This is a genomic window from Streptomyces sp. NPDC050264 (genome assembly GCF_040655895.1).
In the GTDB taxonomy this organism is placed as follows: domain Bacteria; phylum Actinomycetota; class Actinomycetes; order Streptomycetales; family Streptomycetaceae; genus Streptomyces.
In genome coordinates, this window is record NZ_JBFAKV010000009.1 from 123305 (window position 1) to 136920 (window position 13616).

Here is a 13616-nt window from a genome sequence, read left to right on the forward strand (position 1 = left end):
GTGGTCGAGGGGCACCGGGCCGAGAGCCGTCCTCATGTGCGCCGGGAACCGAGTGATACCTACGGTCCGCGCCAGGAGAGGCCCTGGGCCATGCAGATCAGGCACTTTGAAGCGCAGTGCTGCAAGGGGACCGCGGCCGCTTTGCGGTCGCGCCGGCTCTACGTCAGGCAGAGTCGGTGGTTCGTGGATCTTTGGTCTACCCGACCATGTTAACGGGCGGTTTCGCCCCCGGTGCCCAGCCAGCCGGCGAGCTTGCCGCCGTGCGCGATGGCCCGCAGGCGCGCTTCCGCCGCGTCGCGCACCGGGTCGGTGGCCACGACCAGGAGTTCGTCGCCGTGGCGCAGCACGGTGGTGGGGCCGGGCACGAAGGAGGTTCCTTCGCGTACGACCAGGGTGACGGCGGCGCCCTTGGGGAGCCGCAGTTCGCCGACTTCCACGCCGTGCATGCGGGAGCCCTCCGGGACGGACACGGACAGCAGGTGGCCGCGCAGCCGCTCCAGGGGCGCGGACTCGATGCCCAGGTCGGCGGCCTCCTCCGAGGCGCCGAGGCGCAGCTTTCTGGCCAGCCACGGCAGTGTGGGCCCTTGGATGAGGGTGTAGACGACGACGAGCACGAAGACGATGTTGAAGATCCGTCGGCTGCCCGCGATGCCGGTCACCATCGGGATGGTCGCCAGGATGATGGGCACGGCGCCGCGCAGCCCCGCCCAGGACATGAGGGCCTCTTCCCGCCAGGGGATGCGGAAGGGTGCCAGGCTGACGATCACCCCCAGCGGGCGGGCGACCACCGTGAGCACGAGCCCGATGAGGAGCGCGGGCACGATGTCGTCGGCCAGTTCGTGCGGGGTGACGAGCAGTCCGAGCAGCACGAACATGCCGATCTGGGCGATCCAGCCGAGGCCTTCGGCGAAGCCCCGGGTGGCCGGCCAGTGCGGCAGTTTGGCGTTGCCCATGACCATGGCGGCCAGGTAGACGGCGAGGAAGCCGCTGCCGTGGGCCATGGCGCCCGCGGCGTACGCGACGGTGGCGATGGCCATCACGGCGATCGGGTAGAGGCCGGAGGCGGGCAGGGCGACGTGCCGCAGCCCGTAGGAGCCGAGCCAGCCGACCGCGAGACCGATCGCGGCGCCGATGGCGAGTTCCAGGGCGATCTCGCCGATGAGGACGTACCAGTGCTCTACAGGGCCGGCTGTCGAGAAAGCGACGACAAGAATGACGACAGGGGCGTCATTGAAGCCGGACTCCGCTTCCAGGACGCCTGTGATGCGCGTCGGGAGCGGCACCTTACGTAGGACGGAGAAAACGGCTGCCGCGTCCGTGGAGGAGACCACGGCGCCGATGATGAGGGCCTGTCGCCATTCCAGGCCGACCAGGTAGTGGGCGCCCGCCGCCGTCACGCCCACGCTCACCGCGACGCCCACGAGCGACAGGGCCGCGGCCGCCGGGAGCGCCGGTCTGATTTCCTTCCACTTCGTGCCGAGGCCGCCTTCGGCCAGGATCACGACGAGGGCGGCGTAGCCGATGACCTGGGTCAACTCGGCGTCGCTGAAGGAGACGTCGCCGATGCCGTCCTGGCCCATGGCGATGCCGATGCCCAGGTACAGGAGCAGGCTGGGCAGCCCGCTGCGCGAGGAGATGCGCACCGCGGCGACCGCGATGAGCAGCACGAGAGCACTCACGAGCAGGAGCTGGTTGAGGTGGTGGACAGTCAGGGGCTGTTCCTTCCGCGAGAGGTCGTCGCAGGGCGGGGTGTGGGGGATTCGCCCCCTTCGCTCCGTGGGCAGCGAGCGAAGGGTTACTTCGTTACCTTACCTAATCGTTAACGCTTTCTTGACGCTCGGGCCTCATCCGCGAACCTTCGTACGCCCTCGCTTCCCGACTCCGCGTCCGGGCCCGCACCGCACTGCTCGTATGGTTGCTCCAGCCAGCCGCTAGCGAAGGACAGCAAGGATCGCGATGCCCTCCACTACGAACGCCTCTTCCGGTCGCCAGTCCGGCAAGAAGAAGGGGCGCCGAGCCCGACTGCTCGTGATCGTCCTCGTGTTGGCCGTCGTCGCGGGCATCGGATACGGCGCCTACTGGGGCGTCGACAGCGTCCGCGCCTCCTTGCCGCAGACCACGGGCTCCGTGCAACTCGACGGGCTCGACGGGCCCGTGCAGGTCAAGCGGGACAGTTACGGCATCCCGCAGATCTACGCCTCCTCGGACGAGGACCTGTTCATGGCGCAGGGTTTCGTCCAGGCGCAGGACCGGTTCTACGAGATGGACGTGCGCCGTCATACGACCTCCGGTCGGCTCTCCGAGATGTTCGGCAAGGGCCAGGTCAAGACCGATGAGTTCCTGCGCACCCTGGGCTGGCACCGGGTGGCGCAGAAGGAGTACGACTCCAAGCTCTCGCCGTCGACCAAGAAGTACCTCCAGGCGTACTCCAAGGGAGTCAACTCCTACTTGGCCGGCAAGAGCGGCAAGGCGATCTCCGCCGAGTACGTGGCCCTCGGCCTGGAGAACGACTACAAGCCGCAGAAGTGGAGCCCGGTCGACTCCGTGGCCTGGCTGAAGGCGATGGCCTGGGACCTGCGCGGCAACATGCAGGACGAGATCGACCGCTCCCTGATGACGAGCCGCCTCGGCCCGAAGCAGATCGCCGATCTCTACCCCGACTACCCGTACGACCGGAACAAGCCGATCGTGCAGGAGGGCGCCTACAACAGCGCCACGCAGTCGTTCGACTCCTCCGCGTCGGGCACCGAGACGCAGTCCGGCACCGCCGGGACGGCGGGTACCGGCCTGACGGGCAACGCAGAGGCCCCGGACGGCCTCCAGAGCCAGTTGGGCGGCCTCGCCGACGTTCTGGACCAGATCCCCGATTCCGCGGGCCTGGGGCCCAACGGGAACGGCATCGGCTCCAACTCGTGGGTGGTCTCCGGCAACCACACCATCACCGGCAAGCCACTGCTCGCCAACGACCCGCACCTGGCGCCGCAACTGCCGTCCGTCTGGTACCAGATGGGCCTGCACTGCACGAGCGTCTCCGCGAAGTGCCAGTACGACGTGACGGGCTACACGTTCGCCGGTATGCCGGGCGTGGTCATCGGCCACAACCAGAACATCTCCTGGGGCCTGACCAACTCGGGCGCCGACGTGACCGACCTCTACCTGGAGCGGTTCAACGGCGACGGGTACCTGTACGACGACAAGACGGTGCCCTTCAAGACCCGCAAGGAAGTCATCAAGGTCGCCGGCGGCGAATCCAAGACGATCACCGTGCGCGAGACCAACAACGGCCCGCTGGTGTCGGACCGCAACGACGAACTGGTCAAGGTCGGCAAGAAGGCCCCGGTGGGCAGCACGGCGCCCGACCGCGGTGACGGCTACGGCGTCGCGCTGCGCTGGACCGCGCTCGACCCCGGCAACACCATGGACGCCGTCTTCGGGCTCGACAAGGCGAAGAACTGGACGGAGTTCCGCAAGGCGTCCGCCGACTTCCAGGTGCCCTCGCAGAACCTCACGTACGCCGACGTCGAGGGCAACATCGGCTACCAGCTGCCCGGCCGCATCCCGACCCGCAGCGAGGGCGACGACGGCTCGCTGCCGTCGCCGGGCTGGAGCTCCGACTACAAGTGGACCGGCTACATCAAGCAGGCCGAACTCCCCTACGAGTACAACCCCAAGCGCGGCTACATCGTGACCGCCAACCAGGCCGTGGTCGACAAGAAGTACCCGTACACGCTCACCACGGACTGGGGCTACGGCACCCGCAGCCAGCGGATCACCGATCTCATCAAGTCGAAGATCGACGGCGGCGGGAAGATCTCCACCGACGACATGCGCACCATGCAGATGGACAACAGCAGCGAGATCGCCAAGCTGCTCGTGCCCAAGCTGCTCAAGATCGACGTCAAGGACAAGGACGTCCGTGAGGCGCAGCAGCTCCTGGAGAACTGGGACTACACCCAGAACCCGGACTCGGCGGCGGCCGCGTACTTCAACTCCGTGTGGCGCAACATCCTGAAGCTCGCCTTCGGCAACAAGCTGCCCAAGGAGCTGCGGGTCAAGGGCCAGTGCCTGAGCGTCACGCCGGTCGACAACAGCGGTCCGGCCGACGACGACGTCAAGGTGCGCGAGTGCGGTCAGCGGGACGCGGACTCGGCGCAGCCGGACGGCGGCGACCGCTGGTTCGAGGTCGTCCGCAAGATCATCGACGATGAGAAGAACGACTGGTGGCGGGCCCCCAAGACCCGCACCGACAAGGCGGCCGTCAACCGTGACCAGCTGTTCGCGCGCGCCCTGGGCGACGCCCGCTGGGACCTCACGGCCAAGCTCGGCAAGGACATCGACACCTGGAGCTGGGGCCGCCTGCACAAGCTGGAGCTGAAGAACCAGACCCTCGGCACCGAGGGCCCGGGCTGGCTGCAGTACGTGCTCAACCGCGGTCCCTGGAAGCTCGGCGGCGGCGAGGCGGCGGTGAACGCGACCGGCTGGAACGCGGCGGGCGGTTACGGCGTCGACTGGGTGCCGTCGATGCGCATGGTGGTCAACCTGGCCGACCTCGACAAGTCCAAGTGGATCAACCTCACGGGCGCCTCGGGCCACACCTACAGCTCCCACTACACGGACCAGACCGACAAGTGGGTCAAGGGCGAGCTGCTGCCCTGGCACTTCACCGAGAAGGCCGTCGGCGACAGCACGTCGGACACGCTGGTCCTGAAACCGTAGACCGGCAGTACGTACGGAAAGGGGGCCTCCACGCGCGCGTGGAGGCCCCCTTTCCGCAGCAGGAGTCACTTCACGTGAAGCGGCGCGCGCCCGTGGGGGTCACCACGGCGTGCACGGCCTTGTCGTGCGCCTCCTCCGGGACGTGTGCGACGACTTCCTCGTCGTAGAGCAGCACGACCAGGGTGGGGTGCGCCCCGGCTGCTTCGAGGCGCGCGAGGACCCTGTCGTACGAGCCTCCGCCCCGTCCGAGCCGCATCCCGCGCGCGTCCACGGCGAGCCCGGGCAGCAGCACGACATCGGCAGCCGTCACGGCGTCGGGTCCGAGCCGTTCGCCACCCGGCTCCAACAGGGCCATCCGGCCCGGGTGTTGCACGTCAACGAGTGAGGAGGTGCCCTCGTAGGCCCCCCAGTCCAGGTCGTTGTCGGGCAGCAGCACCGGCAGCAGAACCCGCGTCCCGCGCGCGCGGAGCGCGTCGAGCAGTGCCGCGGTTCCCGGCTCGCCGCCCACGGAGACGTAGGCCGCGACGGTTCGGGCCTCCGCCAACTCCTCGACCTCGAAAGCCCGCTCGGCCAGAACCTTCTCCGTCTCCCGCACGTCATCCATTGGCAAGGTGTTCCTCACCGCGAGGAACTTCCGCCGCAATGTGCGCTTGTCAGGGTGGGCGCCGGGGGCATCACTTGTGTGCGGGCTCATAGTCGGCTCACAAACCTCTCCTAATCTGTGCATATATGTGACAACAAATCGGATGCACAGATTCCGCCCATAGTCGCCGGATATGGTGACGGGCATGACTGACTCGCACCCCAGGATCACCAAGGCTGTCATCCCCGCAGCAGGCCTCGGCACCCGGTTCCTGCCGGCCACGAAAGCGACTCCAAAAGAGATGCTCCCGGTGGTCGACAAGCCGGCGATCCAGTACGTGGTCGAAGAGGCCGCGTCGGCGGGCCTGGACGACGTCCTCATGATCACGGGCCGCAACAAGCGCCCCCTGGAGGACCACTTCGACCGCAACTACGAGCTGGAGTCCGCCCTTCAGAAGAAGGGCGACGCCGCCCGCCTCGCGAAGGTCCAGGAGTCGAGCGACCTGGCGACCATGCACTACGTGCGCCAGGGCGACCCCAAGGGCCTCGGTCACGCGGTGCTGTGCGCGGCCCCCCACGTCGGCCGCGAGCCGTTCGCGGTCCTCCTCGGCGACGACCTGATCGACCCGCGCGACCCCCTGCTCGCCCGGATGGTCGCGGTCCAGGAGCGGCACGGCGGCAGCGTCGTCGCCCTCATGGAAGTGGCGCCCTCGCAGATCCACCTCTACGGATGCGCCGCGGTCCAGGCCACCGAGGACAGTGACGTCGTCAAGGTCACCGACCTCGTGGAGAAGCCGGACCCGGCCGACGCCCCCTCCAACTACGCGGTCATCGGGCGCTACGTCCTGGACCCCCACGTCTTCGACATACTCCGCAAGACCGAGCCGGGCCGCGGCGGGGAGATCCAGCTCACCGACGCCCTGCAGCAGCTCGCCGCGGACGAGAAGATCGGCGGCCCGGTGCACGGCGTCGTCTTCAAGGGCCGCCGCTATGACACCGGCGACCGTGGCGACTATCTGCGTGCCATTGTCAGACTCGCGTGCGAACGTGAGGACCTGGGCCCGGACTTCCGCGCCTGGCTTCGCAGTTACGTCACCGAGGAGATGTAGCACCTTGAGCAGCGCGACCACCTCGTCCACCGTCGGCCGGCAGCACCTGTGGTCGGTGGACGAGCACCTGGACGACATTCTCAGCACCGTCCACCCGCTGGACCCCATCGAGCTCCAGCTCCTCGACGCCCAGGGCTGTGTGCTCGTCGAGGACGTGACGGTCCCGGTCTCGCTGCCCCCGTTCGACAACAGCTCGATGGACGGGTACGCGGTACGCGTCACCGATGTCGCCGGCGCGAGCGAGGAGTACCCCGCCGTGCTCACGGTGATCGGCGACGTCGCCGCGGGCCAGGCCGAGCAGCCCACCGTCGGCCCGGGCCAGGCAGCCCGCATCATGACCGGTGCCCCGCTGCCGCCCGGCGCCGAGGCAGTCGTCCCCGTGGAGTGGACCGACGGAGGGCTCGGCGAGGGCCCGGTCTCCTCGATGCCCGCCCACAGCACCGCCCCCGAAGGCGCCTCGGGCGAGGTCCGGGTCCACCGCCCCGCCGAGGCACGCGCGCACGTACGCGCGCAGGGCAGTGACGTCCAGGCAGGCGACCGCGCACTGACGACGGGCACCGTCCTCGGCCCGCCGCAGATCGCGCTGCTCGCCGCCATCGGCCGCGGCACGGTGCGGGTGCGCCCGCGCCCGCGCGTGGTCGTCGTCTCCACCGGCAGCGAACTCATCCAGCCCGGCGAGCAGTTGAGCCAGGGCCAGATCTTCGACTCCAACAGCTTCGCCCTCACGGCCGCGGCCCGGGACGCCGGAGCCATCGCCTACCGGGTCGGCGCGGTCGCCGACGACGCCGAGACGCTCCGCTCCACCATCGAGGACCAGCTGATCCGCGCCGACCTCGTCGTCACGACGGGCGGCGTCAGCGTCGGCGCGTACGACGTCGTGAAGGAAGCCCTCTCCTCGATCGGCGACCCGGACGAGGAGAACGGCATCGGCGCGGGCAGCGGCGTCGAGTTCCGCAAGCTCGCGATGCAGCCCGGCAAGCCGCAGGGCTTCGGCTCCGTCGGCCCCGACCACACCCCGCTGCTGGCCCTGCCGGGCAACCCGGTCTCCAGCTACGTCTCCTTCGAACTGTTCGTCCGGCCGGCGATCCGCGCGCTGATGGGCCTGCCGGAGAGCAGCGTGCAACGCCCCACCACGCGCGCGGTGCTGACCACCGACAAGGCACTGACCTCACCGGAGGGACGCCGCCAGTTCCTGCGCGGCGCGTACGACGCCGAGGCGGGCGAGGTCGCTCCCGTCGGCGGCTCCGGCTCGCACCTGATCGCGGCGCTCGCCCACGCGGACGCGCTGATCGTGGTGCCCGAGGACGTGACCGCCGTCGAGCCCGGCACCGAGGTGGACGTGGTTCTGCTGGGCTGACCGGCCCGGCCGACCTGTTTTTCCGGGGCCCGCGATACCGTGTCGCGCACAACAGTCCGGCGCGCCGCACCGCGCACGGCTCGGATCGGGAGCGCCACAGCACCATGAGCACTTCGCAGGACCGACTCACCCACATCGACGCGGCGGGCGCCGCCCGCATGGTCGACGTGTCGCAGAAGGACGTCACCGCGCGCACCGCGCGCGCCAGCGGCCGTGTCCTCGTCTCGCCGCGCGTGGTCGAACTGCTGCGCGGCGAGGGCGTGCCCAAGGGCGACGCCCTCGCGACGGCCCGGATCGCCGGGATCATGGGAGCCAAGCGCACCCCCGACCTGATCCCGCTCTGCCACCCGCTGGCCGTCTCCGGCGTGAAACTGGACCTGTCCGTGGCGGACGACGCCGTGGAGATCCTCGCCACGGTGAAGACGACGGACCGTACGGGCGTCGAGATGGAGGCGCTCACGGCCGTCTCCGTCGCCGCGCTCACGGTCGTCGACATGGTCAAGGCGGTCGACAAGGGGGCGGTCATCACGGACGTCCGCGTCGAGGAGAAGACGGGCGGAAAGTCCGGCGACTGGCAGCGCGGGGACCGGGCATGACCGCCATGACCAGGACCTACCGCGCCCTCGTCGTCACCGCCTCCAACCGGGCCGCCGCGGGCGTCTACGAGGACAAGGGCGGCCCCCTGATCGCCGCGGGCCTCAAGAAGCTGGGCTTCGACGTCGAGGGCCCCCAGGTCGTGCCGGACGGCGACCCCGTGGAAGCCGCGCTGCGCGCCGCGGTCGAGGCGGCGTACGACGTCGTCGTCACCACCGGCGGCACCGGGATCTCGCCCACCGACCGCACGCCCGAGGCGACGGCCCGCGTCATCGAGTACGCCGTACCGGGCATCCCCGAGGCGATCCGCGCGTACGGGCGGGAGCACGTGCCGACCGCCGCGCTCTCGCGTGGCCTCGCCGGAGTCGCGGGGCGCACGCTGATCGTGAACCTGCCGGGTTCGAGCGGCGGCGTGAAGGACGGCCTCGCCGTCCTGGAGCCGCTGCTGGCCCACGCCGTCGACCAGATCCGCGGCGGCGACCACCCCAGACCCGATGCCCACGCCGCCGGGGGTGCGCACTGAACAGCCCGTCCTGGCCCGTCGTCCTGGCGGAGGGCGATGTCGTCCTCCGCCCCATAAGGCTGCGCGACCAGCGCGCCTGGCGCGAGGTCAACCGCCGCAACCGCGACTGGCTGCGCCCCTGGGAGGCGACCATCCCGCCGCCCACCCCGAGCGGCCCGATCGCGCACCGCCCGACCTACCGTCAGATGGTGCGCCATCTGCGCTCGGAGGCGAACGCGGGCCGGATGCTGCCCTTCGTCATCGAGTACCAGGGACGTCTCGTGGGCCAGTTGACGGTCGCCGGGATCACCTGGGGTTCGATGTGCTCGGGCCACGTCGGCTACTGGGTGGACCAGGGCGTCGCCGGGCGCGGAGTGATGCCCGCCTCCGTCGCGCTCGCCGTCGACCACTGCTTCCGCACGGTGGGCCTGCACCGCATCGAGGTCTGCATTCGCCCGGAGAACGGGCCGAGCCGCCGGGTCGTGGAGAAACTCGGATTCCGCGAGGAGGGCCTGCGTCCACGGTATCTCCACATCGACGGCGGCTGGCGGGACCATCTCGTCTTCGCGCTCACCGCCGAGGAGGTCCCGGAAGGGCTCCTCAAGCGCTGGCGGCGCGGACGGCGCGGCAACACCGCAGGTCCGGGCGCCTCCAACGCCATCGACCCGGGTGCTCCCTCGAAATAAAATAAATGTTCGAAATTGATCACCGAACAGCCACCGGAGCCATTAAATTCACGTCCCGCGTGGCAAGTTGATCGCACCAGTCGCAAAAAAAGCTCGAAATATCAGCCAGATCGTGCGACACACCGACTCAATTGGCGGATGGCCTCACGCAAACCCCTCTACGGTGTGAGGCGTGAGCAGCAGCGGCCTCATCTACGCAGTCATCGTCGGGGCCTGGGCCGCCTACTTGGTGCCGATGTGGCTCCGTAGGCAGGACGAGCTGAACGAAGCCCGTCCGACGGAACGCTTCAGCACCGCCATCCGGCTTCTCTCCGGACGGGCGGGCATGGAGCGCCGGTACGCCAAGGACCTGCAGGCGCGCTCGCCGGAGACCGGCGAGCAGCGCGGCACCCCGGTCGACCCGGAAGCGGCCACCGACGCGGTGGACGCCCGGAGCTTCGTCACGCCCCCGCCTGTCACGCGGGAGCCCGTCGCGCGGGAGTACACGGAGCCCGTCCGCGAGCCCGAACCCGAGCCGGAACCGGCACCGGAACCCGCCGCCCCCGTCACGTCCCGCCCCCCGCGCGTCAGTTCCGCCGAGGCGCAGGCCCGCGCCCGGCGCACCAAGGTGCTCGCGCGCCGCCGCCGCACCACCGTGCTGCTCTTCGTCGCCTTCTCCATCGGCGCCGTCGTGGCCGCGGTCGGCGGCACCGCGTTCCTGTGGGCACCCGTGGCGCCCGCACTGCTGCTCAGCACGTACATCGTCTATCTGCGGGCCCAGGAACGACGCCGCTTCGCCTACGTCATGGACCGCCGCCGCGCCGAGATCGCCGCGCAGCGCCTGCGGGAGCGGCAGCCGCGCAGGCGGCAGGCGGCCGGGCAGCGCGCCGGCGGCGAAGATCTGGAGGAGGGTCCAGGCGGCGACCCGGCCGCCGACTCCGGTCTGGAGGCGCTCGCCGCCGACCGGCGCGCGCTCGTCGAGCAGACCGACCACGCGGAGTGGGTCGACCAGCAGCGGGAGCGGCAGCGCCGCCCGGGTCCCGGCGACAGCTGGGACCCCGTCCCGGTGCCGCTGCCCACCTACGTGACCGCCCCGGTCGCCCCCCGCGCCGGCGGTGGCATCGACTACGGCGCTCCCGAGACGTGGAGCGCGGCCCGCTCGTCCGCGGCGGAGCAGCAGGCCGAGCCCGAGCCGCTGCTGGAAGAGGAGCAGGAGCAGGTCGCCGACGACGGGCGCAGCGACGCCCGCCGCGCCGCGTCCGCCCGGCGCTCCCGCGAGCGCGGGCGCACGCCGCTCTTCGACCAGTACGACGACGGCGCCGACGGACGGCCGCGAGCCGCCAACGAGTGACTGGGCTGACCAGCTCGGGAACCGATTTCCGAGCACCCGGATGAGGATGCTAGAGTTTCACTCGTTGCAAGGGCCTGTGGCGCAGTCTGGTAGCGCACCTCGTTCGCATCGAGGGGGTCTGGGGTTCAAATCCCCACAGGTCCACCGCAATTGAGAACCCCGCCGGGTATCCGGCGGGGTTCTTGCTTTGCCCCCGTACGCAGGGGCGCAGCAAGGGGCTACAGCGCCTTGGCGTAGCAGCGGCTCAGGTCCTCGAAACGGTAGAGACCGAACTTGGCGCAGGGCTCGTAGCCGCTGGAACCGTAGAGCGCGATCGCCTCCGGCTGCTTCGTGCCCGTCTCCAGGACCATGCGGGTGCGGCCCGCCGCGCGGGCGTCCGCCTCCAGAGCCGCGAGTATCTGGCGGGCCAGGCCCAGGCCGCGCGCCTCCGGGGTGACGTACATGCGCTTCAGCTCGGCGTCGCCGTCCGCGTACCCCTCCTCGTTCTCGTCCTGCGCGCGCCAGCCGCCGGTCGCGAGCGGCGTGCCCGCCGCGTCGTACGCGATCAGGTACAGGCCCCGCGGCGGGGTGAACATCGTCGGATCGAGCGGTGTGACATCGCCCTCGTCGCCGTAGCGCTCCGCGTATTCGAGCTGGACGCGGTCGTTCAGCGCCACCGCGTCGGGGTGGTCGAAGGAGACGGTGCGCAGGGTGGGCACGGTGGCGGGCGCGGGATGAATACTCATGCGGATGATCGTAACTCTATGCTTGAGGGTGCGGTTTACGCATTAAGTGTGCCGGTACGGTGTCCCGGTGCTGACTGTGACCTCTGTGAACGTGAACGGGCTGCGTGCGGCCGCCAAGAAGGGCTTCGTGGAGTGGCTCGCCGAGACCTCCGCCGACGTGCTGTGCCTGCAGGAGGTGCGCGCCGAGCCGGACCAGCTGCCCGCCGGGGTGCGCGAGCCCGAGGGCTGGCACGTCGTGCACGCCCCGGCCGCCGCCAAGGGACGGGCCGGGGTCTCGCTCTACATGCGGCGTGAGCCGGAGCGGGTGCGGATCGGCTTCGGGTCGGCCGAGTTCGACGGCAGCGGCCGCTACGTGGAGGCCGACCTCCCTGGTGTCGTCGTCGCCAGCCTCTACCTGCCGTCCGGTGAGGTCGGCACCGAGCGGCAGGACGAGAAGATCCGCTTCATGGCCGAGTTCCTGGAGTACCTGAAGGGGCTGCGGGTGCGGGCCGCCGCCGAGGGTCGCGAGGTCGTCGTCTGCGGCGACTGGAACATCGCCCACGCCGAGGCCGATCTCAAGAACTGGAAGGGCAACAAGAAGAACTCCGGCTTCCTCCCCGAGGAGCGGGAGTGGCTGAGCCAGGTCTTCGAGGCGTCGGACGGCGGCTACGTCGACGTCGTACGGGCGCTGCATCCGGATGTCGAGGGGCCGTACTCGTGGTGGTCGTACCGGGGGCGGGCCTTTGACAATGACACCGGGTGGCGGATCGACATGCATGTCTCGACGCCCGGGCTCGCGGGGCGTGCGGTCAAGGGGTTCGTGGAGCGGGCCGCCACGCACGAGCAGCGGTGGTCGGACCATGCCCCCGTGACAGTCGTCTACGAGTAGGAACAGAGCTCGTCGCAGGGCTTACGTACCCTCGTGCGGCATGGCAGATTCTGGTCGCGTACATGATGAGCCCGGGGTCGACTCCCTGGGGTAACTGCCTTTCGTACGGGGGTACTTCATGTCTCGCTCCTCTCATGTCCCGTCCCGGCGCGGTCTGCTGCTCGGGGCCGCGGGGGCCGGGGCCGGGGCCGCGCTCGGGATGGCCGGGGCGGGGGGAGCCGCGGCGGGCGCGGGGGTGCCGCCCGTGTTGCTCACCGAGCAGGCGAGCAAGCGGATTCTGGTGCTTGATCCGGGGACGGATGTCTGGGACCCGGGGGCCGATCCGGGAGTGGTGCGGTGGGCGTTCTCGCCGCTCGGGGACGCCCGGTACCGGGATTGCGCGCCCGAGGTCAGCTGGGTGTATCCGAGCGAGGCGAAGGTGCGGCTCCATCGCGGGCGGACGTTCGTGCTGACCACGGCGTCGTTCGGGTTCGTGGGCGTGGTGGAGTGGCCGACCGGGCGCAGGTACTGGGGTACGGCCATCGGGCCCGGGGACGATCTGTACAACCCGCACACCGCCGAGATCCTGCCGGACGGGAACGTCGCCGTCGCCTGCAGCACCGGGGCCCGCGTGCGGCTCTATGCCGCCTCGCTCGGTCCGCGGGCCACGCGGTTCACGGAGGCCGAGCTGAAGGGCGGGCACGGGCTGCACTGGGACCGGGAGCGCCGGGTGCTGTGGGCGATGGGGGACGACGAGCTGGTGGCGTTCGAGGTGGCGGGGACGGTGGCGCGGCCGCGGCTCGTGCGGCGGTTCGCCGATCCGCTGCCGGTCGCGACGCCGGGGAAGTCGGCCGGCGGGCACGATCTCTTCCCTGTCGCGGGGCGGGCGGGACGGATGTGGGTGACGACCAGCGCCTCGGTCTTCCAGTACGAGACGCGCGGCCGGACCTTCGCGCAGGACTTCGCGGGGGCCGGGGAGATCGTCCGCAAGGGCGTGAAGTGCGCCGGGAACGATCCGCGCTCCGGGCGGGTCGTGACCACCGTGCCCGAGGCGGGGCTCGGGGAGACCTGGTGGACGACGACGGTGAGCGTGCACCGGCCGCCGGGCGCGTACAAGCTTCTCGGCGGCGGGATCTACAAGGCCCGCTGGTGGCTGCCGGTCTGAGCG

Annotated in this window: 12 protein-coding genes and 1 tRNA gene; 10 read left to right on the plus strand and 3 right to left on the minus strand. The window is 70.5% G+C overall.

Going from position 1 to position 13616, the window contains the following annotated elements:
• Positions 1 to 209: 209 nt before the first annotated feature.
• Complete coding sequence (locus AB0J02_RS18125; protein WP_363194673.1) at positions 210 to 1679, minus strand: potassium/proton antiporter; 1470 nt, start codon at positions 1677 to 1679, stop codon at positions 210 to 212.
• Between the two features lie 277 nt (positions 1680 to 1956).
• Between AB0J02_RS18125 and AB0J02_RS18130 the strand changes: the two genes are divergently transcribed.
• The gene (locus AB0J02_RS18130; RefSeq protein ID WP_363194674.1) at positions 1957 to 4716 is read left to right on the plus strand and encodes a penicillin acylase family protein; all 2760 of its coding nucleotides are present in this window, start codon (positions 1957 to 1959) and stop codon (positions 4714 to 4716) included.
• A 70-nt stretch (positions 4717 to 4786) separates the two neighbouring features.
• On the opposite strand, the gene AB0J02_RS18135 is transcribed toward AB0J02_RS18130, so the two are convergent.
• Positions 4787 to 5410, minus strand: a complete 624-nt coding sequence (locus AB0J02_RS18135) for a 5-formyltetrahydrofolate cyclo-ligase (protein ID WP_363194675.1) — start codon at positions 5408 to 5410, stop codon at positions 4787 to 4789.
• A gap of 94 nt (positions 5411 to 5504) precedes the next feature.
• Here AB0J02_RS18135 and galU point away from each other — a divergent pair, with 94 nt between their 5' ends.
• From galU to AB0J02_RS18170, 7 genes are all read left to right on the plus strand, one after another.
• Positions 5505 to 6407 carry a UTP--glucose-1-phosphate uridylyltransferase GalU gene (galU, locus tag AB0J02_RS18140; RefSeq protein WP_363194676.1) on the plus strand — a complete coding sequence of 301 codons (903 nt, stop codon included), beginning with the start codon at positions 5505 to 5507 and terminating at the stop codon, positions 6405 to 6407.
• 4 nt (positions 6408 to 6411) lie between these two features.
• Positions 6412 to 7764 (plus strand): gephyrin-like molybdotransferase Glp, encoded by a 1353-nt coding sequence (glp, locus tag AB0J02_RS18145; protein WP_363194677.1) that lies wholly within the window; start codon positions 6412 to 6414, stop codon positions 7762 to 7764.
• Positions 7765 to 7868: 104 nt separating this feature from the next.
• Complete coding sequence (moaC, locus tag AB0J02_RS18150) at positions 7869 to 8360, plus strand: cyclic pyranopterin monophosphate synthase MoaC (protein ID WP_363194678.1); 492 nt, start codon at positions 7869 to 7871, stop codon at positions 8358 to 8360.
• Positions 8357 to 8881 carry a MogA/MoaB family molybdenum cofactor biosynthesis protein gene (locus AB0J02_RS18155; RefSeq protein WP_363194679.1) on the plus strand — a complete coding sequence of 175 codons (525 nt, stop codon included), beginning with the start codon at positions 8357 to 8359 and terminating at the stop codon, positions 8879 to 8881. Before moaC ends, AB0J02_RS18155 begins: the two co-directional genes overlap by 4 nt.
• Positions 8878 to 9546, plus strand: coding sequence for a GNAT family protein (locus AB0J02_RS18160; protein WP_363194878.1), 669 nt, complete (start codon positions 8878 to 8880; stop codon positions 9544 to 9546). The genes AB0J02_RS18155 and AB0J02_RS18160 overlap by 4 nt, the downstream gene beginning before the upstream one ends.
• A 172-nt stretch (positions 9547 to 9718) precedes the next feature.
• Entirely contained in the window at positions 9719 to 10876 is a 1158-nt protein-coding gene (glpR, locus tag AB0J02_RS18165; protein WP_363194680.1) for a gephyrin-like molybdotransferase receptor GlpR, read from the plus strand.
• A gap of 70 nt (positions 10877 to 10946) precedes the next feature.
• A tRNA-Ala gene (locus tag AB0J02_RS18170) sits at positions 10947 to 11020 on the plus strand.
• A gap of 74 nt (positions 11021 to 11094) precedes the next feature.
• Here the strand turns inward: AB0J02_RS18170 and AB0J02_RS18175 are convergent.
• Positions 11095 to 11601 (minus strand): GNAT family N-acetyltransferase, encoded by a 507-nt coding sequence (locus AB0J02_RS18175; protein WP_363194681.1) that lies wholly within the window; start codon positions 11599 to 11601, stop codon positions 11095 to 11097.
• Positions 11602 to 11647: 46 nt separating this feature from the next.
• Here AB0J02_RS18175 and AB0J02_RS18180 point away from each other — a divergent pair, with 46 nt between their 5' ends.
• Together AB0J02_RS18180 and AB0J02_RS18185 are read left to right on the plus strand one after the other, a co-directional pair.
• The gene (locus AB0J02_RS18180) at positions 11648 to 12469 is read left to right on the plus strand and encodes an exodeoxyribonuclease III (protein ID WP_363194682.1); all 822 of its coding nucleotides are present in this window, start codon (positions 11648 to 11650) and stop codon (positions 12467 to 12469) included.
• 118 nt (positions 12470 to 12587) lie between these two features.
• Positions 12588 to 13613 carry a DUF6528 family protein gene (locus AB0J02_RS18185; protein WP_363194683.1) on the plus strand — a complete coding sequence of 342 codons (1026 nt, stop codon included), beginning with the start codon at positions 12588 to 12590 and terminating at the stop codon, positions 13611 to 13613.
• Positions 13614 to 13616 lie beyond the last annotated feature (3 nt).

Excerpts from the sequence above, each read along its gene's own strand:
- AB0J02_RS18130 (WP_363194674.1), top strand. The coding sequence starts at position 1,957 with ATGCCCTCCACTACGAACGCCTCTTCCGGTCGCCAGTCCGGCAAGAAG.
- AB0J02_RS18135 (WP_363194675.1), bottom strand. The coding sequence starts at position 5,410 with ATGAGCCCGCACACAAGTGATGCCCCCGGCGCCCACCCTGACAAGCGC.
- galU (WP_363194676.1), top strand. The coding sequence starts at position 5,505 with ATGACTGACTCGCACCCCAGGATCACCAAGGCTGTCATCCCCGCAGCA.
- moaC (WP_363194678.1), top strand. The coding sequence starts at position 7,869 with ATGAGCACTTCGCAGGACCGACTCACCCACATCGACGCGGCGGGCGCC.
- AB0J02_RS18155 (WP_363194679.1), top strand. The coding sequence starts at position 8,357 with ATGACCGCCATGACCAGGACCTACCGCGCCCTCGTCGTCACCGCCTCC.
- AB0J02_RS18175 (WP_363194681.1), bottom strand. The coding sequence starts at position 11,601 with ATGAGTATTCATCCCGCGCCCGCCACCGTGCCCACCCTGCGCACCGTC.
- AB0J02_RS18185 (WP_363194683.1), top strand. The coding sequence starts at position 12,588 with ATGTCTCGCTCCTCTCATGTCCCGTCCCGGCGCGGTCTGCTGCTCGGG.